This window comes from Polaribacter sp. 2305UL8-11, from assembly GCF_058147165.1.
Genome location: NZ_JBYVJW010000001.1, coordinates 121,877 through 146,308, shown reverse-complemented (window position 1 = coordinate 146,308; position 24,432 = coordinate 121,877). Strand labels below are relative to the sequence as shown.

24 protein-coding genes are annotated in these 24,432 nt (G+C 28.6%); 12 read left to right on the top strand and 12 right to left on the bottom strand.

Annotated elements, in window-relative coordinates:
* Positions 1–6 precede the first annotated feature (6 nt).
* Positions 7–1,554, bottom strand: a complete 1,548-nt coding sequence (gene gltX / locus ACY2RW_RS00625; RefSeq protein ID WP_490120750.1) for a glutamate--tRNA ligase — start codon at positions 1,552–1,554, stop codon at positions 7–9.
* 112 nt (positions 1,555–1,666) lie between these two features.
* Between gltX and ACY2RW_RS00620 the strand changes: the two genes are divergently transcribed.
* Entirely contained in the window at positions 1,667–1,981 is a 315-nt protein-coding gene (locus ACY2RW_RS00620) for a hypothetical protein (protein ID WP_490120749.1), read from the top strand.
* Positions 1,982–2,176: 195 nt separating this feature from the next.
* Here ACY2RW_RS00620 and ACY2RW_RS00615 read toward each other — a convergent pair whose 3' ends face one another.
* Positions 2,177–3,016 carry a hypothetical protein gene (locus ACY2RW_RS00615; protein ID WP_490120748.1) on the bottom strand — a complete coding sequence of 280 codons (840 nt, stop codon included), beginning with the start codon at positions 3,014–3,016 and terminating at the stop codon, positions 2,177–2,179.
* 168 nt (positions 3,017–3,184) lie between these two features.
* Here ACY2RW_RS00615 and ACY2RW_RS00610 point away from each other — a divergent pair, with 168 nt between their 5' ends.
* From ACY2RW_RS00610 to ACY2RW_RS00595, 4 genes are read left to right on the top strand one after another with little or no spacing between them, the layout of a single operon-like run.
* Positions 3,185–6,577, top strand: coding sequence for a DUF4175 family protein (locus tag ACY2RW_RS00610; protein WP_490120747.1), 3,393 nt, complete (start codon positions 3,185–3,187; stop codon positions 6,575–6,577).
* A gap of 2 nt (positions 6,578–6,579) precedes the next feature.
* Positions 6,580–6,993 carry an rRNA maturation RNase YbeY gene (gene ybeY / locus ACY2RW_RS00605; protein ID WP_490120746.1) on the top strand — a complete coding sequence of 138 codons (414 nt, stop codon included), beginning with the start codon at positions 6,580–6,582 and terminating at the stop codon, positions 6,991–6,993.
* Positions 6,994–7,038: 45 nt separating this feature from the next.
* A complete protein-coding gene (gene mnmG, locus ACY2RW_RS00600) occupies positions 7,039–8,916 on the top strand; it encodes a tRNA uridine-5-carboxymethylaminomethyl(34) synthesis enzyme MnmG (protein WP_490120745.1) in 1,878 nt (625 codons plus the stop codon).
* A gap of 56 nt (positions 8,917–8,972) precedes the next feature.
* A complete protein-coding gene (locus ACY2RW_RS00595; protein WP_490120744.1) occupies positions 8,973–9,827 on the top strand; it encodes a class I SAM-dependent methyltransferase in 855 nt (284 codons plus the stop codon).
* Between the two features lie 146 nt (positions 9,828–9,973).
* Here ACY2RW_RS00595 and ACY2RW_RS00590 read toward each other — a convergent pair whose 3' ends face one another.
* From ACY2RW_RS00590 to panB, 6 genes are all read right to left on the bottom strand, one after another.
* Positions 9,974–10,372 carry a DoxX family membrane protein gene (locus tag ACY2RW_RS00590; RefSeq protein ID WP_490120743.1) on the bottom strand — a complete coding sequence of 133 codons (399 nt, stop codon included), beginning with the start codon at positions 10,370–10,372 and terminating at the stop codon, positions 9,974–9,976.
* Between the two features lie 4 nt (positions 10,373–10,376).
* A complete protein-coding gene (locus ACY2RW_RS00585) occupies positions 10,377–10,763 on the bottom strand; it encodes a hypothetical protein (protein WP_490120742.1) in 387 nt (128 codons plus the stop codon).
* A gap of 26 nt (positions 10,764–10,789) precedes the next feature.
* Complete coding sequence (locus ACY2RW_RS00580) at positions 10,790–11,176, bottom strand: VOC family protein (protein ID WP_490120741.1); 387 nt, start codon at positions 11,174–11,176, stop codon at positions 10,790–10,792.
* 3 nt (positions 11,177–11,179) lie between these two features.
* Positions 11,180–11,638, bottom strand: coding sequence for a DUF1801 domain-containing protein (locus ACY2RW_RS00575; protein WP_490120740.1), 459 nt, complete (start codon positions 11,636–11,638; stop codon positions 11,180–11,182).
* Between the two features lie 247 nt (positions 11,639–11,885).
* Positions 11,886–12,824 carry a 2-hydroxyacid dehydrogenase gene (locus ACY2RW_RS00570; RefSeq protein ID WP_490120739.1) on the bottom strand — a complete coding sequence of 313 codons (939 nt, stop codon included), beginning with the start codon at positions 12,822–12,824 and terminating at the stop codon, positions 11,886–11,888.
* A gap of 85 nt (positions 12,825–12,909) precedes the next feature.
* Positions 12,910–13,728 (bottom strand): 3-methyl-2-oxobutanoate hydroxymethyltransferase, encoded by an 819-nt coding sequence (panB, locus tag ACY2RW_RS00565; RefSeq protein WP_490120738.1) that lies wholly within the window; start codon positions 13,726–13,728, stop codon positions 12,910–12,912.
* 140 nt (positions 13,729–13,868) lie between these two features.
* On the opposite strand from panB, the gene ACY2RW_RS00560 reads away from it, so the two are divergent.
* The 4 genes from ACY2RW_RS00560 (at position 13,869) to ACY2RW_RS00545 (ending at position 16,039) form a co-directional block, all read left to right on the top strand.
* Positions 13,869–14,348 carry a nuclear transport factor 2 family protein gene (locus ACY2RW_RS00560; RefSeq protein ID WP_490120737.1) on the top strand — a complete coding sequence of 160 codons (480 nt, stop codon included), beginning with the start codon at positions 13,869–13,871 and terminating at the stop codon, positions 14,346–14,348.
* A 26-nt stretch (positions 14,349–14,374) separates the two neighbouring features.
* Complete coding sequence (locus ACY2RW_RS00555; RefSeq protein ID WP_490120736.1) at positions 14,375–14,941, top strand: sigma-70 family RNA polymerase sigma factor; 567 nt, start codon at positions 14,375–14,377, stop codon at positions 14,939–14,941.
* Between the two features lie 4 nt (positions 14,942–14,945).
* Complete coding sequence (locus tag ACY2RW_RS00550) at positions 14,946–15,209, top strand: hypothetical protein (protein WP_490120735.1); 264 nt, start codon at positions 14,946–14,948, stop codon at positions 15,207–15,209.
* A 188-nt stretch (positions 15,210–15,397) separates the two neighbouring features.
* Positions 15,398–16,039: an O-methyltransferase gene (locus ACY2RW_RS00545; protein WP_490120734.1), complete on the top strand. Its 642-nt coding sequence runs from the start codon at positions 15,398–15,400 to the stop codon at positions 16,037–16,039.
* Between the two features lie 40 nt (positions 16,040–16,079).
* On the opposite strand, the gene ACY2RW_RS00540 is transcribed toward ACY2RW_RS00545, so the two are convergent.
* Positions 16,080–17,177: a glycoside hydrolase family 53 protein gene (locus tag ACY2RW_RS00540; protein WP_490120733.1), complete on the bottom strand. Its 1,098-nt coding sequence runs from the start codon at positions 17,175–17,177 to the stop codon at positions 16,080–16,082.
* A gap of 2 nt (positions 17,178–17,179) precedes the next feature.
* Entirely contained in the window at positions 17,180–17,485 is a 306-nt protein-coding gene (locus tag ACY2RW_RS00535) for a Sec-independent protein translocase subunit TatA/TatB (protein WP_490120732.1), read from the bottom strand.
* 323 nt (positions 17,486–17,808) lie between these two features.
* Between ACY2RW_RS00535 and ACY2RW_RS00530 the strand changes: the two genes are divergently transcribed.
* The 3 genes from ACY2RW_RS00530 to ACY2RW_RS00520 all read left to right on the top strand — a co-directional run bounded on the left by ACY2RW_RS00530 (position 17,809) and on the right by ACY2RW_RS00520 (position 20,840).
* A complete protein-coding gene (locus ACY2RW_RS00530; RefSeq protein ID WP_490120731.1) occupies positions 17,809–19,062 on the top strand; it encodes a hypothetical protein in 1,254 nt (417 codons plus the stop codon).
* On the top strand, positions 19,043–19,435 hold the full coding sequence (locus ACY2RW_RS00525; protein ID WP_490120730.1) for a hypothetical protein: 393 nt from the start codon (positions 19,043–19,045) through the stop codon (positions 19,433–19,435). The genes ACY2RW_RS00530 and ACY2RW_RS00525 overlap by 20 nt, the downstream gene beginning before the upstream one ends.
* A 1,075-nt stretch (positions 19,436–20,510) precedes the next feature.
* Positions 20,511–20,840, top strand: a complete 330-nt coding sequence (locus tag ACY2RW_RS00520; RefSeq protein WP_490120729.1) for a hypothetical protein — start codon at positions 20,511–20,513, stop codon at positions 20,838–20,840.
* A gap of 261 nt (positions 20,841–21,101) precedes the next feature.
* On the opposite strand, the gene ACY2RW_RS00515 is transcribed toward ACY2RW_RS00520, so the two are convergent.
* Both ACY2RW_RS00515 and mutS read right to left on the bottom strand, forming a co-directional pair.
* The gene (locus tag ACY2RW_RS00515) at positions 21,102–21,569 is read right to left on the bottom strand and encodes an RNA methyltransferase (RefSeq protein ID WP_490120728.1); all 468 of its coding nucleotides are present in this window, start codon (positions 21,567–21,569) and stop codon (positions 21,102–21,104) included.
* A gap of 121 nt (positions 21,570–21,690) precedes the next feature.
* A complete protein-coding gene (gene mutS, locus ACY2RW_RS00510; RefSeq protein ID WP_490120949.1) occupies positions 21,691–24,285 on the bottom strand; it encodes a DNA mismatch repair protein MutS in 2,595 nt (864 codons plus the stop codon).
* Positions 24,286–24,432 lie beyond the last annotated feature (147 nt).

The following is a 24,432-nucleotide window of genomic DNA, read 5'->3' as shown; positions in this document are numbered from 1 at the left end:
AAAAATTTATATTTTTTCGATTGCGTTTGTTATCCTTTTTATGGTTTCTTCTTTACCAATCATAGCCATAATATCAAACAAATGAGGGCCAGCTAATTTACCTACCAAACTTAAACGTAGAGGTTGCATTACTTTACCAAAACCAATTTCTTTAGCAGTAATCCATGCTTTTATTTCTTTTTCTGTATTTTCTGATGAAAAATCTTCAATATTAGAAATAATACCTATTAATTCTTGCATTAATTCTGGTGTTCCTTCTTTCCAGTTTTTTTTAGATGCTTTGGCTTCGTATTCTGTTGGAGTTTCAAAAAAGAAAGATGCTAAATCCCAAAAATCTGTAACAAAAACAGCTCTTTCTTTTATTGATGAAACAACTTTTTCTACGAATGTCTGGTTGAGCGCAGTCGAAACCTTATTTTTTAAAATAGGAATAAACAAATCTGTTAATTCTTCATTACTTTTAGTTTGCATATATTGTTGTTGAAACCATTTTGCTTTGTCTGGACTAAATTTTGCCCCAGATTTAGACACACGTTTCAAATCAAAAGTTTCCACTAATTCTTCTAAAGAAAAAATTTCTTGTTCTGTTCCTGGATTCCACCCTAAAAATGCCAACATATTTATAAATGCATCAGCAAAATATCCATCTTCTTTATATCCACGAGAAACATCACCTGTAACCTCATTTGTATATTCTAAAGGAAACACTGGGAAACCTAACTTATCTCCATCTCTTTTGCTTAATTTTCCTTTTCCAACAGGTTTTAAAATTAACGGTAAATGTGCAAATTTTGGAGAATTCCAACCAAAAGCTCTGTATAAAAGAGAATGAAGTGGGAGAGAAGGTAACCACTCTTCTCCACGAATTACGTGGCTAATTTCCATTAAATGATCGTCTACAATATTTGCTAAATGATAGGTTGGCATTCCATCACTTTTAAACAATATTTTATCATCTAAAATATTGGTATCAATTTTAATGGTTCCACGAATTTCATCCTCTAAAATTAAGGTTTCGTCTTGAGGAGTTTTAAAACGAATCACAAATTTATCACCAGAATCAATTCTGTTTTGTACCTCATCATCAGACAAAACTAAAGAGTTTACCAAACGTCCTTTTTCGCGATTGTGCCAGTTATAAATAAACGTTTTTCCATCAAATTCGTGTTGTTTTCTGTGTGCGTCTAATTGTTCTGAAGTATCAAAAGCATAGTAAGCCCAACCTGTTTCTATTAATTGGTCTGCATATTTTTTATACAATTCTTTACGTTCTGATTGTCTGTAAGGTCCATACTTTTCGTTTTTGGAGCCTGCACTGAGCGTAGTCGAATGTGGCCCTTCATCAAAAGGAATATTACACCATTCTAAAGCATCAATAATATATTGTTCTGCATTAGCAACATAACGTGTTTGATCTGTGTCTTCTATTCTTAAAATAAAAGTTCCGTTATTTTTTTTTGCGAATAAGTAATTATATAAAGCAGTTCTTACACCTCCAATATGCAATGGTCCTGTTGGACTTGGTGCAAAACGAACACGAACATTAGATTCCATTTTTTTAAAATTTTAATGGCACAAAGATAGTTTTTATTAAAGAGAAGAGAAATTAGAGGGTAAGAAAAAAGACTTTGTTTTTAAAGGTTTTTAGTATTTTTAGCTGATGAAAATGAAAAGACATTGTGATTTATGTGACCATCAAAGATTTAGTTTGGAAAAAGGAAGTATATGTGGAGTAACAAACAAAAAACCTGATTTTAACAGAACTTGTGTAAAAATTAAGTTTTATAAAAATTTAAGAGCACAATTAGAAGAACTACACATAAACCTAGCTGATCAAATTAACATGAAAAAAGCACTTGCTTCAAGCTTAATTTTGAATCCTATTTTTGGTGTTATTATTGCTGCATTAGGATATTTTTATGGAAACACATACTTAATAAAGGGTTTGTTGCAATTATGCCTGCTAGTATTATTGCAATAGGTTTATACATAATAAGAAAACCATTTACTCAAAAACAGCAAATTAAAAATGAAATTTCGAATATAGAACATGAAATTATTGAAATTAAAAATGTTCTAAAACTGTATCTAGTTTCCTATAAATCTGAAGTTGAATTTACTAAAGAAGTTCATGGTCTTCAAAAAGGGAAAGTGAAAATTAAGATTTTAAAGTAACCTAAAACTTATGATAAACCCCAAAGTTTAAAGCCACTTTTTTAGCTACATTATTTCCAAAAAAAGCACCACCAAAACCAGCAGTTATTCCAAAATTATCAGAAAACTCTCCAATTCCTTTTAAACCATAAGCACCATATTCTTGATCGTTTACATACAAACCTGTAAAAGTATTCTCAGTTGGTATGGCAATATTACCGTTTTTAAAAGATTTAGAAATGTCTAAAAAACCAACCAACCAAATACTATTGGTAATTTTATGACCAACTTCTCCACCAATTTTAAAGTTAGAACTATAATCATTAGTTCTAATATTAGCACCTATAAAACTTTGCAAATAGGTTTTGCCAAAACTTTTTCCTGCTAAAAAAAGAGGTGTAAAAGACCAAGCATCATAACCTGTTCTAATTCCTGATGAAGCTTCATAAGAACTTGTATTTGCTTCTACAGAAAGTTGTCCAGACAACAACCAATCTTTGTTGTAAAAATTATGTTTTATCCCTACTTCTAAATTGCCTAAAGAAGATTTATTTCCTTCTGAAGTTATTGGCATAACTAAAGAATTTGGATCTGTCAATTCTCCTGAATTGATAAGTTTTAATGGTAAATTAACAACTAAAGTAGTTTTATCTGTAAAACCATATTCTCCATAAAACTGTAAAGTGTTATCTGTTATTTTTCTTTGTGTATCATAATCAGGATTACCAAATAAAGTGTTGTAATTAGCAATTGAGGTAAAAGAAAGTTGTGTGTAAAATTTGCCTTCTTTTTGTGTCCAAGGACTTTGAGAAAATACAGCAACAGAAATTAGTAAAAAGAAAAGTTTTGTTAGATGTTTCATATTATAAATTTTATGGGTGTTTAGTAGAATGAAAAATAAAATACTTACAAATTAGTGTTTTTTGTTTTCTAAATATAGATGTAAGTTACTCAAAATAGTGTCTTTCTTTGTTTTAACAATTATTTGATGCTTAATTTATTCTAAAAATAGTATTTTTATTTGTTATTTATGAGCGGATTTACAAACATAGAGAAAAAACTACATCAGTTTTCACAGAAATATTACACAAGTGAGTTGATTAAAGGTGTTATTTTATTCCTTTCTTTAGGAGTATTATACTTCTTTTTTACCTTGTTTTTAGAATATTTTTTATGGTTGAAACCAACTGCAAGAACCCTATTATTTTGGTTGTTTATTGTTGTTGAAGTTTTTTTATTGATACGCTTTATAGCTTTTCCTATTTTTAAATTGATAGGATTACAAAAAGGAATTTCTTACGAAGAATCTTCTAAAATTATTGGTAGCCATTTTCCTGAAGTGCAAGACAAATTATTAAATGTTTTACAGTTAAAGCAACACTCAAATCAATCGGATTTATTATTGGCAAGTATCAATCAAAAATCGGATGAATTGCAACCTATTCCGTTTGTAAAAGCTGTCGATTTTAAGAAAAACAAAAAATATTTAAAATATGCTGTTGTACCTGTTTTAATTTGGTTAATTATCTTATTATCAGGTAATAATGCTGTTTTTACAGAAAGTTTAGAACGTGTTGTAAATCATAGAACTGTGTACACACCTCCAGCTCCATTTTCTTTTTTTTTAGCAAATAAAAACTTACAAGTAATACAAGGAAAACCAATTACAATTCAAGTGCAAACTAAAGGAGAAGTAATGCCAAATGAAGCAAAAATATTGTTTGATAACCAGCAATACTATCTTCAAAATAATGGTGATGGAACATTTTCATACACTTTTTCTGATGTTCTAAAACCAATCGATTTTTATTTAGAAGCCAATGGGATTCAGTCTAAAGATTATCAAATTAAAGTAATCCCTACACCAACTATAAACAACATTTCTCTAAGTTTACAATATCCTTTTTATGTAGGTAAAAAGAATCAAACAATCCAAAACACAGGAAATTTAACTGTACCAGAAGGAACAAAAATAATATGGAATGTTTCTGCCAATCAAACAGATTCTGTTGCGTTTATCAATAATAACAAAAGAGCATATTTTAATTTGGTTTCAGAAAATACATTTACATTTTCCAAAAGAATAAGAGAAGCAATCAATTATCAAATAACATCTTCTAATAAAAACTTAAAAGATTTTGAGAATTTACAGTTCTCTGTAGCTATTGTAAAAGATGAAAGCCCATCTATTGCAGTTCAATCTAATATTGACAGTATTTCACGTGGAACAGCACAATTTGCAGGCCAAGTTTCTGATGATTATGGATTAAATAAACTACAAATTGTTTATTATAATGATGAGACTCCTAGCAATCAAAAAACGATTGATTTACCAATAACTAAAGAAAATGTCCAAACTTTTTTCTATCAATTTCCTGATGGATTAGAGTTACAAAAAGGAGTTAATTACGAGTTGTTTTTTCAAGTTTTTGATAATGACGCCGTAAACGGAAATAAAAAAGCGAAAAGTAAAGTTTTTAATTACAGGCAAAAAACGACACAGGAAGTAGAAGAGGAGTTATTCCAAGAGCAAAAAAATACGATAAACAATATAGAAAATTCTATAACCAAACAACAAAAACAACAAAAGGAATTAGAAGACGTTCAAAAAGATTTACAAGGCAAAAAGAAAATGAATTGGAACGATAAAAAAAAGATTCAAAAATTCATAGAACGTCAAAATCAATATAATAAAATGATGCAACGTCAAACAGATAAGTTGCAAGAAAATTTAGAAGAGAAAAAAGATGAGAATGAGAATATTCAAAATAAAAAAGAAGAATTAAAAGAGCGCATTCAAGAATTAAAAAAATTACAAAGGCAACAGAAATTATTGGATGAAATCCAGAAAATGGCTGAGAAATTGAATAAAGACGATTTGGTAAAAAAATCTAAAGAATTAGCACAACAAAACAAACAACAAGAACGAAGTTTAGAGCGCATTTTAGAACTTACCAAACGATTTTATGTAGAACAAAAAACAATGCAAATTGCTACCAAAATAGAAGAATTAGCAAAAAAACAAGAAGATTTATCAAAAAAAGATAGCACTAATTTAAATGATCAAAAAGAAATAAAAAAAGAGTTTGATGCCATTAAGGAAGAGTTAAAAGAACTTGATAAAGACAATAAAAAATTAAAAGAACCTATGGAGCTTCCTGATGTAGATGATGAAAAGGAAGATATTGATAAAGAACTAAATAATTCTGAAAAAAACTTACAAGAAAATAAATCTGCAGACGCAAAAAAGAGTCAAAAGAATTCTTCTAAAAAGATGAAAGAAATGAGTGCTAAAATGCAGAAACAGATGATGGAAATGGAAGGAGAATCTATAGAGGAAAATATGAATGATTTGCGTAAAATTTTAGAGAATTTAGTCATTTTCTCTTTTCAACAAGAAAATTTAATGAATAAGTTTGGCGAAACTTCTACTTCTCATCCAGATTTTGGTAAAGATTTAAAAAAGCAAAACCAACTTAAAACCTATTTTGAACATATAGATGATAGTTTGTATGTATTGTCTATGCGTTTGCCAAAGATTTCTGCAAAAATCAAAGACGATTTATCTACAACACATTATAACTTAGACCAATCTTTAGAAAATTTTTCTGAAAACCGATTCACAAATGGAGTCTCTAACCAAAGGTATGTAATGACATCTGTAAATAATTTAGCAGATTATTTAAGCAACATTTTAAATAGCATGAAAAATTCGATGTCTATGAAAATGGGTAAAGGAAAAAAGGGTAAAGGAAGTGGTTTTAGTTTGCCAGATTTAATAAAAAAACAAGAAGGTTTGTCAAAAAAAATGCAAAAAGGGATGCAAAAAGGGAAAAAACCAGGTGAAAAAAAAGGAGATGGAAAAGATGGAAAAAAAGGTGAAGATGGAAAAAAACCAGGTGATAAAGGAAATAAAGGACAAAAAGGTAAAGGAGAAAAACCAGGTGAAAATGGTAAAGGCAATGGAAATGGAGAAGGAGATAGTAATGATGATTTAGATGGCCAGATTTACGAAATCTACAAGCAACAAAGTTTGCTTAGACAAGAGTTACAAAATCAAATAGAAAAATCTGAAACAGGAGGAAATGGAGTAAATGGAGAAGCAAGAAAAGCTTTAAAGAAAATGGAAGATTTAGAAAACGAAATTTTAGAAAAAGGTTTTAATGCAGGTACACTTCAAAAAATGCAAAATTTAAATTACGAGTTATTAAAATTAGACAAAGCATCACTAGAACAGGGTAAAGATAAAAAGCGTAAATCTAATACCAACCTAAAAGAGTTTGATAAAAGAAATATCAAAGCTTTGCAATTTAAAAAGCAGTTTTATAATCAAACAGAGATATTAAATAGACAATCATTACCTTTGCAGCAAAATTTTAAAAAGAAAGTTAGAGAATATTTCTCTGACAAACAGAAAGAGTAGGTATGGTTACTTTCAACTACGAAACATCATTTAAACTTAAAAATGAAGAATTTTTAGAGCAACGAATTACACAATTTCTTAAATGGAAGTTGTTTAGTGTTGGTGAAATTAATTACATTTTTTGTGATGATGCATATCTTTACAAACTAAATGTAGAGTTTTTACAACATGATACACTAACAGATATTATTAGTTTTGATAATACTTTAGGTAAACAAATTGGAGGAGATATTTTTATATCTGTAGAAAGAGTAGAAGAAAATGCACAAGATTTTAATGTTTCTTTTGATGAAGAATTACATAGAGTAATGATGCATGGAATTTTACATTTTATGGGTTTTAAAGATAAATCTAAATTAGAAAAAGAAGAGATGAGAAATGCAGAAAACAAAGCTTTAGAGTTTTTAAATAATTGATAATCAATATCTTAAATATAAAGTTTCACGTGGAACTATAAAAAAATGAGCTTATTTACAACAAATTATGATGTAATTGTAGTAGGTGGAGGACATGCAGGAAGTGAGGCAGCTGCAGCAGCTGCAAACATGGGTGCACATACTTTATTAATTACAATGAATCTTCAAAACATTGCACAAATGAGTTGCAACCCAGCAATGGGAGGTATTGCAAAAGGGCAAATTGTTAGAGAAATTGATGCATTAGGAGGTTATAGTGGAGTTGTTACAGACAATACAGCAATTCAGTTTAAAATGCTGAATAAATCTAAAGGACCTGCTATGTGGAGTCCAAGAGCGCAATCTGATAGAATGCAGTTTGCAGAATGCTGGAGAACAATGTTAGAACAAACCAAGAACTTAGATTTTTATCAAGATTCTGTTAATGGATTGTTGTTTGATGAAAATAAAATAATTGGTGTAAAAACAGCTTTGGGATTAGAGATAAAAGCAAAGACTGTAATAATTACTGCAGGAACTTTTTTAAACGGATTAATTCATATTGGAGATAAAAGTTTTGGAGGAGGTAGAGCAGGTGAAGGTGCCTCTACAGGAATTACAGAAGATTTAGTTGCAAAAGGTTTTGAGTCTGGAAGAATGAAAACAGGAACACCACCAAGAGTGGATGGTCGTTCTTTAGATTACGCTAAAATGATTGAGCAACCTGGAGATGAAGTTACAGAAAAGTTTTCGTATTTACCAACTACAAATCAACTTACAAAACAACGTTCTTGTTGGTTAACATATACCAATTTAAAAGTTCATGATTTGTTGCGAGAGGGTTTTGATAGATCTCCAATGTTTAATGGAAGAATTAAATCTACAGGTCCTAGATATTGTCCTTCTGTTGAAGATAAAATTGATCGTTTTGCAACAAAAGAAAGGCACCAAATTTTTGTAGAACCTGAGGGTTGGACAACTTGTGAGATGTATGTAAATGGTTTTTCAACATCACTACCAGAAGATATTCAAGACAAGGCAATTCGTGCAATTGAAGGTTTTGAAAATGTAAAATTTTTAAGGTATGGTTATGCAATAGAGTATGATTATTTTCCACCAACACAATTAACACATTCTTTAGAAACAAAGCTCATAGAAAACTTATTCTTTGCAGGTCAAATTAACGGAACAACAGGTTATGAAGAAGCAGCTGCCCAAGGTTTAATGGCAGGAGTAAATGCTGCATTAAAGGTGCAAGGAAAACCGTCTTTTATCTTAAAAAGAAATGAAGCTTATATTGGTGTTTTAATTGATGATTTAATTACAAAAGGCACAGAAGAGCCTTATAGGATGTTTACTTCTAGAGCAGAATATAGAACTTTGTTAAGGCAAGATAATGCAGATTTAAGATTAACTCCAATTGGTTTTAAGTTAGGCTTGGCTTCTAAAGAAAGATTAGATCGAGTATTAGAAAAACAAGATAAAACAGATTTGTTAATCAAATTTTTGCAAGAAACAACTGTAACCGAAGTTGAGATAAATCCTATTTTAGAAGCAAAAAATTTATCATTAATTAACCAATCTATGAAACTTTATAAAATTGCAGCAAGACCGCAATTAGAGTTTTCAGATTTTAAAGACTTAAGTAAATTAAACTCTTTTTTAGAAGAAAATTTAATTGATAAAGAAGTAATAGAGCAAGCAGTTATTCATTTAAAATATGCTGGATATATTGCTAAAGAAAAAAACAATGCAGATAAATTAAATAGATTAGAAAATATAACTATTCCTTCTCAGTTTAATTATCAAAAAGTAAAATCGCTTTCTTTTGAAGCAAGAGAAAAACTAAGTAAAATACAACCAACATCTATATCACAAGCCAGTAGAATTAGTGGAGTTTCCCCCAGTGATATTTCTGTGTTGTTAGTTTATATGGGCAGGTAAATTAAAAAAGAAAATGCAGATGTTCCTCGTGGAACATTTAAAAGAAAAAGTAAAATATGGGGAGAAAAAGAGAACTGCAAAAAGGGTTAAAACCTTTTTTAAATTGTAAAGACCACACAGTTTCTGGAGAAACTTATGAAGTAATGTTTAATCCAGAATACGATCTTTTGGTAACATCACCAATTCCTGTTGATTTAGAAAATTATTACAAAAGTGACGATTATATTTCTCATACAGATAGTAAAAAATCTGTTTTAGACAAAGTGTATCAATCTGCAAAAAACATTACTTTAAAAAGAAAGTTATCTTTAATAAATTCTTTTAAAACCAAGACAAAAAATATTTTAGATGTTGGTGCTGGAACTGGAGATTTTTTAAAAGTATGTGCTTCTAACCATTGGAATATATTTGGAATAGAACCTAATGAAAATGCGAGGAAAATAGCCAAAGAAAAAGAGGTTGTTTTAGGCGAGGATTTGTTTAAAATTATCGATAAAAAATTTGATGTAATTACACTTTGGCATGTTTTAGAACATGTAGAAAAGTTGTCTGATTACATTACAAAACTAAAAGAATTACTTTCTAAAAACGGAAAGCTAATAATTGCAGTACCTAATTTTAAAAGCTACGACGCAAAACATTATAAAGAGTTTTGGGCTGCTTTTGATGTACCAAGACATTTATGGCATTTTTCTCAATGTTCTATTCATAAGATTTTTTCTGAAGAAGATATGATTGTAGAGCAAACTCTACCAATGAAGTTTGATGCTTATTATGTTTCTTTATTAAGCGAAAAATACAAAACAGGTAAGATGAATCCTGTAAAAGCATTTTATAGAGGGTTTGTCTCAAATATGAAAGCAAGTAGAAGCACTGAATACTCTTCTTTAATTTATGTGCTTAGAAAGTAAAAAAAACGTTTTTAAACTATGTATAAACACTTTTATGATTAAAAACTACTGTATCTGTTTAATAAAAATAAAAAACCTCTTAAAACGCAATTTTTAAGAGGTTTTTCAATAGCTATTAATTATGCAAAGTTAAAAAACTATCAATTTTAATTATTTAACAAATAAACACCCCAAAGTGTAATTATAAAATAGACTGCTAAAGACATTGCACCTGCATAATCTTTTGCCAAACGTTGCCCAATTAATAAAAAAATTAAAGTGATAGCAGAAAGCTCTACACCTAATAAAGCGATTTCTTTTGCTCCTGAACTATAAATTTGATAGACTCCAAAAATCATGAAACCACCTGCAACTATTTCTATGATTAAAATAACAGCTAGTAATAACGGAACACTATTTTTAAGGGGAGAATTTTTAAAATGAGCTGTAATAAAATCAACATTTCCCTTCCAATCTAACAATTTATCAATACCAGATTGAACAAAAGTAACAATTAAAAAAAGTAATATTAATACCTCTGTTGGGTAGTTAGATAAAAATTTCATAAAATTATTTTTTGGTAAACTTCTTAAAAAAATCTTGTACTTTTTTAGATGCTTCTTTAATATCTTCTTTTGCTTCTTCTGCAAAATCTGCAATATGTTCTGCAGCATCACTTGCAATTTCAGAACCCTTTTCTGTAATTATATCAAAAGCCTCTTTAGCATCTTCAGAAAACTCAGATGCTTTTTCTTTTGCAGAGGTTTTTAGTTCGTCTGCTTTGTGTTTTACTTTATCAATATTTTCATCACTAAAAGTTTCATTAAATTTTTCTTTAGAAGAATCAAAAATATCTTTTGCAGCTTCTTTAATTTTAGAAATATTATCTTTTTGTTCTATTTCTTCTTTATTTACATAAGTTTCTTTCTTATATAAAAGACTTTTTTTGTAAAGCATAACTATCTGTTTTTTAGTGTTTTAATTTATTTAAAAGCTTGGTCTATAGGTTCCCAAAGCTCAATTTTATTTCCTTCGTTGTCTAAAATCCATCCAAATTTTCCATAATCAAATTCTTGCATTTCTCCGACAATAGTAACACCTTCTTTTTTGAGTTCTTCTAATAATTCTACCAAATTTTCCACTCTATAATTAAACATAAAATCTTTTTTGGAAGGCTTAAAATAAGAAGTATCTTTTGCAAACGGACTCCACTGTGTAGAGCATTCTTTTCCATCTTTATCTTTCCACCAAAAAGTACAACCCCAATCATCTGTATTAAAACCTAAATGTTTTTTGTACCATTCTTTAGCGGCTTTTGTATCATCACTTTTAAAAAACAAACCACCAATTCCTGTAACTCTGTTCTTCATATTTTATTTCTTTTTGATGTTTGTTTCATACACGTTAATCCATTGTTCAACAGTTATTTTTTTGCATAATTCTGCAATTAAATCAAAAGGAATTTCCTCCATTTTTTTAAAACGGATACAACTTTTTCCCATATCTAATTTTCGTTTACAGTGCTTTGGATATTCATTTACAAACCAATCGTGAATTTCTGGAATGGCATAAATACCACTATGATATAAATTTACAGAAGCTTTTTGGGATGCAAAACTCATAAAAGGCAAAGGTTCTCTTGGGTTGCAGTGATAACCATCTGGATAAGTTGAATGTGGTACATAATACCCAATCATTCCGTATTGAATGCCTTCTTCAAAACCTTCAGGTAAATTATTTTTTATGATTTTTCTTAATTTACTTAAAGTTTCTTGACGTTCTTCAGGAACTTGATTGATATAATCTTCGGGTGAATTTGCTTTGTATTTCATAATTTAATTTTTAAAATAAATATCATTTCCAAATGAGCTTTTTTAAGCGATTGAGAAATCTTCTCTGAAATTAAAAAACATATTAAAAATTAGATTCCTCTTCATTCTTCAATTGGAATGACAAAAGTGCTACAATTTAGCAAATTTTTTCTGAGTCTATAATTTTTAGTGAAACAAATTGAAGTTTATAAACCGAAAAAAGAGCATGATTTCTATACAAGTTTTAAAAAATGACAAATATTTTAAGTTAGCAAAATTTTGCTTTAATTTTATCTACAATGGTTTGTGCTAATTTTTCTTTACTTTCAATTGTCCAACCAGCAACATGTGGAGACAATATTACATTTTCGGCATCAATTAAATATTGGAAAGCATCAGGCATTTTATCATCAGAAAATAAATTTTCGAAAGACGATTTTTCGTACTCTAAAACATCTAAACCAGCACCTAAAATTTTTCCTGATTTTAATGCAGCAACTAAATCTTTGGTAACTACAGCTGTTCCACGTGCAGTATTTATCAACCAGAAATTCTTTTGAAAACCATTGATGAAATCTGCATTTACCATTTGTTTTGTAAGCGCTGTTTGTGGTGTATGTAAACTTAAAACATCTGCTTTTTCTTGGATTTCTTTTAAAGAAACTTGGGTACAATTTTCATCGCCAACATTGGGTTTTATATCATAACATAGAACATCAACATCAAAACCGCGTAATTTTTTTGCAAATGATTTTCCCATATTTCCATAACCAATTAAGCCCACTATTTTTCCATCGAGTTCAATTCCGCGATTTTCTTCACGTAGCCATTTTCCGTTTCTAACTTCTTTATCGGCTTTATTTAGTTTGTTAAAAAGCGAAAGTAACATGGCTAAAGAATGCTCGCCAACTGCATTTCTATTGCCTTCTGGAGCTGCAATTAATTCGATGTTTTTGGATGTAGCATAATTACAATCGATGTTTTCTAAACCAGCACCAACTCTACCAATAAACTTTAGATTTGTGGCTTTGTCTAAAAAGTCTTTATCAATAGAAAAACGACTTCTAATGATAAAACCATCATATAAATGAATTTTTGCCTCAATTGCTAATTTTGTTGAAGTATAATCTTCATCATTTGTAAAACCCAACTCATTTAATTGATTTATTAAAAGTGGGTGATTTGTATCTAGGTGTAATATTTTCATTGATAAATATTTTGACCACATAGTAACATAGTCATCATAATTAGTTTTAAGAATTCCTTCCCTTTGGGAAGGTTAGGATGGGCTTTTAATACTGCTCCTTTTCATTTGGAAAATCGCCAGTTTTTACATCAGAAATGTAGGTTTTAAAAGCGCCAGTCATATCTTTATATAAATCTAAATAACGTCTTAAAAAACGCGGATGAAATTCGTGTGTCATACCAATCATATCATGGGTTACTAAAACTTGTCCATCTACATCATTCCCAGCTCCAATTCCAATTACAGGAATAGAAATTGCATCTGCAACTCTTTTAGCTAGTTTTGCAGGCACTTTTTCTAAAACAAGAGCAAAACAACCCAACCTTTCTAACAATAAGGCATCTTCAACTAATTGCTCTGCTTCTTCTTCTTCTTTAGCTCTAACTGTATAAGTTCCAAACTTATAAATAGATTGTGGTGTTAAACCCAAATGCCCCATTACAGGAATTCCAGCATTTAAAATACGTTTTATAGACTCTTTAATTTCTTTCCCTCCTTCTAATTTTATAGAATGAGCACCACTTTCTTTCATAATTCTTATGGCAGATCTTAATGCTTCTTTTGGATCTGATTGGTAACTTCCAAAAGGGAGATCTACCACAACCAAACACCTATTAATAGCTCTAATTACAGAGCTTGCATGATAAATCATTTGATCTAAAGTTATAGGTAAAGTTGTTTCATGACCAGCCATAACATTAGATGCAGAATCTCCAACAAGAAGCACATCAATGCCTGCATCATCTAAAATTTTTGCCATGGTAAAATCATAAGCAGTTAACATAGAGATTTTCTCTCCATTTTTTTTCATATCTACTAGAGATTTTACAGTAACTTTTTTGTATTCTTTCTTTGCTGTGGACATTCTTATGGTATTTTTTGAATGTTGTAAATGTAAGAAAAAGCAGAAGATATAAAACAAGTTAATATTTAGTTAATCTTAATCAATTAAAAAAAGAGGGTTAAATTTTTATTTATTTTTAGCGCATTTAAAACTAATCTTTTATGACAAGAATTATCATTTTTTTAGTTGCTTTAGCTTTTTCAACATCAATTTCTGCACAACAAAACAAAGAAGAAAAAGCTATAAAAAAAGTAATTGAAACTTTTTTTGAAGGCTTGCATAAGGGAGATAGTGCAATTTTAAAAAGCACCCTTCATAAAGATATTAAAATTCAAACCACGTATACAAATAAGGAAGCAAGGAAGGTATTGAGAACGCAATCTAAAGAAAACTTGCTAAAAGGAGTTTCAAATAAAAAACTAGAAGACGTTTATTTAGAAAAATTACTTTCATATACCATTAAAATTGATGAAAATTTAGCCTCAGTTTGGACACCTTATGAGTTTTATTTAAACGGAACATTTAGCCATTGTGGAGCCAACTCTTTTCAGTTATTTAACAATAATGGAAAATGGGAAATAATTTATTTGGTAGACATGAGAAGAAGAGCAAGCTGTAAGGCTATAAATCAAAAAAAATAACATTATATTTGAGCTTTAATTCTCTAATGACGCAAGAAAAAGTTACTTTAAACACAGACAAGTGGATAGATAAATATGCAGATTACATGTATAATTATGCTATTGTGCGTGTAAATAATAGCGATTTAGCAAAAGATTTAGTGCAAGATACTTTCTTTGCAGGATTAAAATCAGCCAAAAATTTTCAAGGAAAATCTACAGAAAGAACTTGGTTGGTTTCTATTTTAAAAAGAAAGATAATTGATCATTACAGAAAAATAAATTCTAAGAAAGGGCAAGCAGAAGTTAGAATGAATTTTTATGACGATGGAGAAAATGAAGGTAATTGGTTAGAGGAAAGAGTACCACAAAGTTGGGATAACCAAGCAGAAAAATCTATCGAGAACGAAGAATTAAAGAACCAATTAGAAAACTGTATAAGTGCTTTACCAGAAAAATACGCAATGGTTTTTAGGATGAAAACCATTCAAGAATTTGAAACTGAAGAAATTTGTAAGGAGTTAGGTATAACTGCGTCAAATTTATGGGTTATTATTCACAGAGCTAGAACACAGCTCAGAAAATGTATGGAAGATAACTGGTTTAATATTTAAAAAAATGTTTAAAAGTTTAAAATTAACTTGCGATGAAGCAACTGCTATATGTGATAAAAATCAATATGGTGAAGCAACTCTATTAGAAAAACTAAAGTTAAATATCCATTTTATACGATGTAAATTTTGCTTTAAATACACCAAACAAAATATGACGCTCACAAAAATTTATAAAGGGCATGCAAATACTTGTAAAAGTTTAAAACATTGTATGAGTGATGCTGATAAAGCTTTGTTAAAACAAGAGTTAGAAAAGTTTAAAGAATAAAAGAAATTTTCGTGATTTTTAGAAAATCACATTTTTGATTTTTTGTTAGATTGAAACGGGATTTATAGAAATATAAATTCCGTTTTTTTGTATTTTTGAAACTATAAAAAATGTCCTCTTGAGTGCAGTCTAGAGGTTAATTTTTAAGAATTTAATTTAGGTCTCGACTGCGCTCGACCAGAAAAAGAATGGACTTTTTACCAGAAAACATAGATAATTATGTTGTAGCACACTCACAACAAGAACCACAAATCTTACAAGAATTAAGCAGAGAAACTTGGCAGAAAATTTTAAACCCAAGAATGTTAAGTGGTGCTTTTCAAGGAAGAGTATTATCTATGATTTCAAAATTAATTCAACCTAAAAAAGTTTTAGAAATAGGCACTTATACAGGATATTCTGCACTTTGTTTGGCAGAAGGTTTACATTGTAATGGAAAAATAATAACTATTGATAAAAACGAAGAATTAGAAACATTACAAAACAAATACTTTAAAAAATCTGGATACAGAAATCAAATAGAACAGTTGGTTGGAGATGCCAAAAAAATAATTCCGAAGCTTAATGAAAAATTTGATTTGGTTTTTATTGATGCAGACAAATCTAACTACATCAATTATTTTCATTTAATTATTGATAAAATGAATTCTGGAGCTATTATTTTGTCTGATAATGTGTTGTGGAGTGGTAAAGTTGTAGAAGCATTAGACCCAAAAGACAAAGACACAAAAGTACTTTTAGAATATAATAAATTACTGAATGAAGATGCCAGAATTGAAACCGTTTTATTACCAATTAGAGATGGTTTAACAATAAGTAGGGTAAAATAACCTTTTTTCTTCCTGCCAAAGTAAGAATCCTAGCAAAAAATTAATCTTTAAAAACTTCTAAAGCAGGTGTTGCTTTTAAGTTAAAATCAAACAACGCTTGGTTTTCCCAAGGAGATCCAGTTGTAGTTGCATCTGGTCCTTCAAAAGCCACCCATTCTGCACCCCAATATCCTAAACCAACACCTTTTTTTAAAGATTTTACAATGGTTTTTATTTCTTTTAAATAGGCTTTTTGTCCTTCTAAAGTTGCAGGAAATTGAGGGTAAATAATTTGAGAGTTGTCACCAATATTGTTGTTTGTTTTATCATTCCATTGCAAAGTAAAAGGATAAGAAGTTTCTGCTAAAAAAATATCTTGAGAAAAATTAGTGTCTAAAATTTCTAATTGATTTTTAAGAGCACTTAAACTTTTTCCATGCCATCTTGGGTAATAAGAAACCCCAATAAAATCGTAATCTAAGGGTTTTACAAGGGTAAAAAACCACTTTGCATCTTTAGAATCTGCTTTATGAATCATAATTTTAGTTTTTAAATTATGGTTTCTAACTGCAGTAATTCCTTTCTTTAAAAGGTCTAAAAATTGTTGTCTATTATTGCCAATATCTCCTATAGGTAATAAAATTCCAGAATCAATTTCATTTCCAATCTGAATAATATCTGGTTCAATTTTACTCATAATTTTAGAAGTATAATTGTAAACACTGTCTTTTAAAACAGAAAAAGAGGCATTCTCCCAAGCTTTTGGTATTTTTTGATTTGCAGGATCTGCCCAAGTATCTGAATAATGAACCGTTAACCAAACCTTAAATCCTAAATTTTTTAGTTCTTTAGAAAACTTTTCAACTTCTTTAAAACTTGCGTGTTCGTCTTTAGGAGTATGCCACAAACGCAAACGAATGGTATTTACATTATTTCCTTTTAAAATTTGTAAAAAAGCTCTTTTTGCACCATTTCTATTGTAAAAAGAAAGGCTTTTTTTTTGAATGGACGGATAATAAGAAATATCTACAGCGTTATAAAAAGTTGCAGAAACTGGTGTTTTAATTTCTTCTTCTTCAGAGATAAGAACTGTATCGTTTTTGCAAGAAAGAAAAAGAAAACATAAAATAAAAAACGAATATTTTAAATGTTTTTTCAAGATTATAAATTTCTTTTTATTGGACCAGTAATATCGTCAATATCTTTTTTAACTCTTTGAAACTCTTCACTAATACCTTTGGTGGTTTCTTTTGCAGTATCTGAAACAGCATCTGTAGTAATTTTTTGATTTTCAGAGCTTTCTTTAATTTCTTTTTTAATATCGTTAGTAGCATCTTTTACTTGACGCATTCCTTTACCCAAACCTCTAGCAATTTCAGGTATTTTATCTGCACCAAAAACCATCACTACAATTAACATGATAACCATAATTTCTGGACCGCTTATAAAAAGAAAAACTATATTCATATTACAAAGATAATTACTTTTTTGTCAACATTAACTTAATCTTATTCAATTTAACTTTACAAAAAATAATTTTTGTCTCCCTGAAAACAGTAAATTTTCTCACCATTTTCAGTGAGATAAAAATTTCACCATTTTCAGGGATTGACAGATATTGTTTAAGTCTGTAGCTTTATACAATAATTAATTGCTAAAAAGTTATGGTAAAAGAAAAGAAGACTTACCCTCTTATGACAAAAATATGTGAAAGCTAAAAAAGACGTTAAAAATAATTAGACGAGTATAACTTCTGAAAATCGAAAGAGTAGGATTCTAAATTAATGAAAATGAAATATATAAAATTAATAAAAATTTTAAAAACAGGAATTCTATGCTTAGGAATTTCTTTATTGCTATTAAGTTGCGAAAAAGAGGAAACAGTCTTAGAACAAAAAAACTCAATCATTACCCATCAAAACCAAGAACTTAACAATTTAAAATCTTGGTTTAAAAGAAACCATAGTTCTTTATTAGAAGAAAACAGATACTATTTATACAATTTAGATTGGGATAATACTATAATTAATAATAAAAAAATCTATGTACCTTTTAAAGAAAAGCAAACTCTTAATTTTAAAAGTAAAAAAAGTAAAACTAAAAAAGTACTAAAAGCGATTACGTATTTATTATTTGAGAAAAAAGGAAATAATTATGATGAGTTTCTAAAAGTATTTCTTGATAAAGAAAATAAAACAATATACGCTGAAGGAGAAATATTTAATTTACCCTATATTCTTAATAACAAACAAAATGTATTTGTAGAAAGCCCATATTCTAAAAATAAAGATAAACTATCTTATAGAAGTGATTGTGTAGAATGGGGTATGTATATAGAAACTACCTATCCAAATGGAGATGTAGAATATAGCTTATTATATACTTATGATGTTTGTAATGAAGACACAATAGAAGATGAACTTATGGGAGGTGGAGATAGTGGTGATGGTGATTCTAGTGAACAGATTATAAATGAATTAAAAGATAAGCCTCTTTGTGTATACAACAAATTATTATCAAGTGGTATAGCTAATTTTCATAATATGATTACAGATTTATTTATAGAATTTGGTAATAATAATTTTGGAGGACGAAATTTAACATTTAAATTATCAGGTGATTTACCAAGTAATAGAGGTGGTAAAACAATACCTGATGATAATGGTAACTATACTATACTTATAAATGAGAATTTAGCCAACACTTTATCATCTATAGAAGTTGCAGCAATACTTATTCATGAAATTTCTCATGCATTTCTTGCAAAACATTATAACGATTCTAATTCAAGTTTTAAAGAATTATATGAAAGTTATTTAGAAGATAATGGGTATTCAGGTTCAATACATCATGACATTATGCAAGACAAATTTATTAGTAGAATGGCAGTAGTACTTCAAAACTATAATTCTTCATTATTTTCAAACTTTGATAACTATAAATTATTAGCTTTACAATGGGGGTTTGAAATGACACATTCTCAAAAAGAGGAATTAAAAAATACACAAAACATAGCTAGAAGTAATGATACTGACTGTAATTAAAAAATATAAATACTCAACATTAATTTTAACAATAGTACTTATCATATCTATTTCACTATTTTTAATAGAAAAGAAAGATAAAATTTATATCCTGTATAAAAACAAACCAAATAATTGTTATAAAGTAACTAATTTTGATATTGAAAAATATTATACTTTTTGCAGTAAAAATAAAAGTCTATTTTTTTTAAAAGATGGAAAAGGGAAAATGATAAACTCTTCTAACATTAATTTGATTTCTGAAGAAAGATTATTTGAGAAATTTGAAGAGTTTGGTTCTGGTAATAATGTGCAATTTTTTATTGTTATAAAGCAAAAAAACAGTGAAAAAGTAATGGTTTATCCTACAAAAAAAATTGAATTTTGGTATTGAATTAAAAATTTTTAAAACTAAGTTTTCTACTAACATTATTTTTTATGAATTGTTCAACAAATCATAAAATAATTAATAATAAATCATTTTCGATAAAAAAATTAAAAACTAAAAGTGGTTTTACTAAATTATTAATATATCCATTTGATGAATATAAAAAATAGGTACCAGCCATTTTTAAAATTAATAATATTTTATTTCAAACAAAAAAGAATAAAAACAAACTTACTCAAATAGAGGTCTTAGTTAACCCCAATAGTAAACTTAACATTGAAATTCTGAGTATTATGAAACATACAATAAAAGTTAGAGAATTTGTTATAAGAAAAGGAGATTCAATAATAATAAAAGCATATTTAAAAGAGGATATACCACCTACAAATCACTAACATATAAAACAGATAATAGTATAACCTTTTTGATTTGTGATTTTTAATTCTTAACAACATTCGCTTAACTTAATTATGGTTTAAAATGTATTTAGTTATGAAAAAATATTTGTTTGTTCTAATTATACTCATTATAGGAATAATATTCTTTTATAAAGATGTTTTAAATATTCCAGATAAGGTATATATTGTATATCAAAAAAATCAAGATTTTTATAAAAATAAGTATAAAGATATTTTTTATTACAAAAAATCAAAAAATATATTACAATTAGCAAGTCTTAAAAATGTAAAAAAAACTCAAAAAAAATTAATAATTTAAATATAATTACAATTGATAGTTTAAGTAAATTACTGCCTTTTTCTCTTTATCAAACACATCTAAAAAGCAAAAAAAATCAGATAATTTAAGAATATTTTTAATCGAGATTGATTCCACAAAAAACAAATTAAACATTCAAGAAGTTTATCAATCTTTTATTGAATATGATTAGTTCGTTTTCTTTGAATAAAATAAACTTTTAAGAAATAAAATTGTAACATATGAATAAATATAAAATAATAACTGTTGTATCATTTTTTTATTTTTTCAAGTAGCAATAACAGAAAAAATGAAGAGTCTTATCAAAAAATAAACTTACTGATAAGAGACTTTAAAATAAAAACATTAAAACCTTGTAATTAAAATGAAAAAAATTAGATATATTATCATCATCTTTTTTTTAATTTCTTGTTCTATTGATAAAGACCAGAAAAATATAGAAATTAATGATTTTACTAAAATCAGAAAAGATACTTTAATCCCACAAAAAAACAAATCATATTACACATCTTTTATTAAAATTAGAGGATATGTCAATGATACAATTTTAATTAATGGTTTTTATGATGTTAAGCTTACTGGTAAAATAGATACAGTTATTAGAAAGGATTATTATGGTAATCATAAAGTTATAATTATATTTAATCCATATTTAGCTAGAGAAGGTTATTTAGAACTTAAATATTCATTATAATAATAAAAGAATTTTAGGGCTAATATAAAATCTTAAAGTATTTTTGTTTTTATAAATAATTCTTTAGGAAGATATTCTTAATTTTAGAATTAAGAATTTAAAAAAAGCATATCAAGAAAAAAAGAATATAAAAGTAGAATTGTTTTTTCTAATAACAACGCTATTAATTATAGCAATAACCTTCTATTTTTTGAGTGTAGATGATTATTAATTGTTAAAGAAAACAGCTTCATAAAAACCTTTTATGAAGCTGTTTTTAAATCATTTATAACCTTTAAAAGATAACTTTGCTTGCCTATCATACATAACAATACTTCCAGCTACAGAAACGTTTAAACTTAAATCCGATTTAAATTTTACTAAATAATGCGACTTTTCTATTGCAATTTTAGGCAAACCATGATCTTCTGCACCAAGTAGATACACACAACGTTTAGGATGCACAAAAGTTTCTAATTGCACAGCTTTTTCATCTAACTCTACACCCACTAACAGAGCGCCTTTTGGCAAGTTTTTATAGAAATCATCAAAAGTTTCATAATGGAAATAAGGCATAGCACCAGTGGCTTTATGTGTATCACAAGCTTGTTTTGCATATCTGTTGCCTATGGTAAAAATAAAACTAGCGCCCATATTTTGTGCAGACCTCCAAAGTACACCTAGATTTTCGGGTGTTTTACCATTCTGAATTCCAATTCCGAAAAAACCTTGTTCTAAATTATTAATCATTACTTTTTGTTGTATGAACAATAAAAATTCATTTTTTCATTTCGCATGAAACGAAGTGGAATTGAGAAATCTCTACACTTACTCATTTTAGGTTTCTCCACAAGTTCGAAATGAAAGTATATTACTTCTTCACCAACATTCGCTTAATTTCGTTCAATTTCATTAACGCTTCAATTGGCGTTAGCGTATCAATATTTGTTGATAAAATTTCATCGCGAATATTTTCTAACAAAGGATCGTCTAATTGAAAAAAGCTCAACTGCATTTCTTCATGTTGCGTTTGTTTTAAAACATCTTTAACTTCTGCATTTTTGTTGTTTTTTTCTAACTGCGCCAATATTTTATTCGCTCTGTGGATGACCATATTTGGCATTCCAGCTAATTTTGCTACATGAATACCAAAACTGTGGTTAGAACCCCCAGAAACGAGCTTACGCAAGAAAATAATAGTGTCTTCCAATTCTTTCACAGACACATTAAAGTTTTTAATGCGTTCGAAAGTGGAAGTCATTTCGTTTAATTCGTGATAATGCGTAGCAAATAATGTTTTTGCTCTAGAAGGATGCTCGTGCAGAAATTCAGAAATTGCCCAAGCAATCGAAATTCCATCATAAGTAGAAGTTCCTCGTCCAATTTCATCTAATAAAATTAAACTTCGCTCAGAAACATTATTTAGAATAGAAGCAGTCTCATTCATTTCTACCATAAAAGTAGATTCTCCCATAGAAATATTATCACTGGCACCAACTCGTGTAAAAATCTTGTCTACAATTCCAATTTTTGCATTTTGTGCAGGCACATAACTTCCCATTTGAGCGAGTAAAACAATTAATGCAGTTTGCCTTAAAATGGCAGATTTACCAGACATATTTGGTCCAGTAATCATAATTATTTGTTGCTGATTTCTGTTAAGAACAACATCATTTGCAATATACGTTTGATCTATTGGTAACTGCTTTTCAATAACAGGATGCCTTCCATTTTTGATGTCTAAATCTGTGCTTTCGTCCATAATCGGACGTACATAATTGTTATCAATAGCTAAAACAGAAAAACCTAATAAACAGTCTATTTTTGCAATAATTTGCGCATTTTCCTGCACTTTTTGAACAAAACCGATAATATATTGCAATAATTTAGAAAAAATTTCTTGTTCTAAAACTTGAATTTTTTCTTCTGCACCTAAAATTTTTGTTTCGTATTCTTTTAGCTCTTCAGTAATGTACCTTTCTGCAGAAACTAAGGTTTGTTTACGAATCCATTCTCCAGGAACTTTGTCTTTATGTGTATTTCTAACTTCAATATAATAACCAAAAACGTTATTAAAAGCAATTTTTAAACTCGTAATTCCTGTGGCTTCAGTTTCACGAGCCAACATATCATCTAAATATTGTTTTCCTGAAGACGAAATAGCGCGTAAATCGTCTAATTCTTGATGAACTCCATTTGCAATTGCATTTCCTTTATTGATGTTTACAGGAGCATCATCAAACAAGGTTTCCGTAATTTTTTCAATTAAAACATTACAAGAATGTAACTGTTTTCCTAAGTTTTGTACTGCATTATTTTTACTTTTTTCAGATGCTAATTTTATAGGTAAAATTGCTTTTAAAGAATCTTTTAACAAAACAATTTCTCTAGGAGATGCTTTGCCAGTGGCAACTTTAGAAATTAATCTTTCTAAATCGGAAATTTGCTTTAGTTGATAGGTTACAGTTTTAGAAAAATCATCAGAATCTATAAAAAACTTTACCAATTCCTGACGATTTTTAATTTCGTCAAGATTCTTTAAAGGCAATGCCAACCAACGTTTTAACAAACGTCCACCCATAGGTGAAATGGTTTTATCAATAACATCTAAAAGTGTTACTGCATTTACAGAATTCGGATTGTAAAGTTCTAAGTTTCTAACTGTAAACCTATCCATCCAAACATAATTGTCTTCTGTAATTCTACTGATATTTTGAATGTGTTTTAGTTGATTGTGCTGTGTTTCTGATAAATAATACAACACTGCTCCAGCAGCTACAATTCCGTTTTTTACATCCTGAATTCCAAAGCCTTTTAAGCTCTTTACCTCAAAATGGTTTTGCAAAGTTTCGTTGGCATACTCTTTTTGAAAAACCCAATCATCTAAATAAAACGTATAATACCTGTTTTCAAAAAGCTCTAAAAACTGTTGTTTGTGTTGTTTTTGAACCAAAACTTCACTAGGAGAGAAATTCTGTAGTAACTTATCTATGTATTCAGCATTTCCTTGTGCCACTAAATATTCACCTGTAGAAACATCTAAAAATGAAATTCCTAGTTGTTTTTTTGTTGCTGAGCGTGACGAAGTATCAAAATGAACAGCAGCTAAAAAGTTGTTTTTTTTGGTTTGTAAAACTTCGTCATTTAAAGAAACCCCAGGAGTAACCAATTCTGTAACACCACGTTTTACAATGGTTTTGGTCATTTTTGGGTCTTCTAATTGATCGCAAATTGCCACACGCATTCCTGCTTTTACCAACTTTGGTAAATAGGTGTTTAAAGAATGATGTGGGAAACCTGCCAACGCAGTTTCAGAATCGCTTCCTGCACCTCTTTTTGTAAGCGTAATTCCTAAAACACCAGCTGCTTTTATAGCGTCATCACCAAACGTTTCGTAAAAATCTCCAACACGAAAAAGCAACATAGCATCAGGATATTTATTCTTGATGGTATTGTACTGTTTCATTAAAGGAGTTACCTTTTTTACTTTGGATTTTGCCAAGGTTTTGGAAATTTTCAATTAGTTTTGCGAAGTTACAAAAAGTAGGCAGTATTCAGTATTCAGTATTCAGTTTTTTACTGTTGACTGCTACTACTAACTGAAAACTGAATT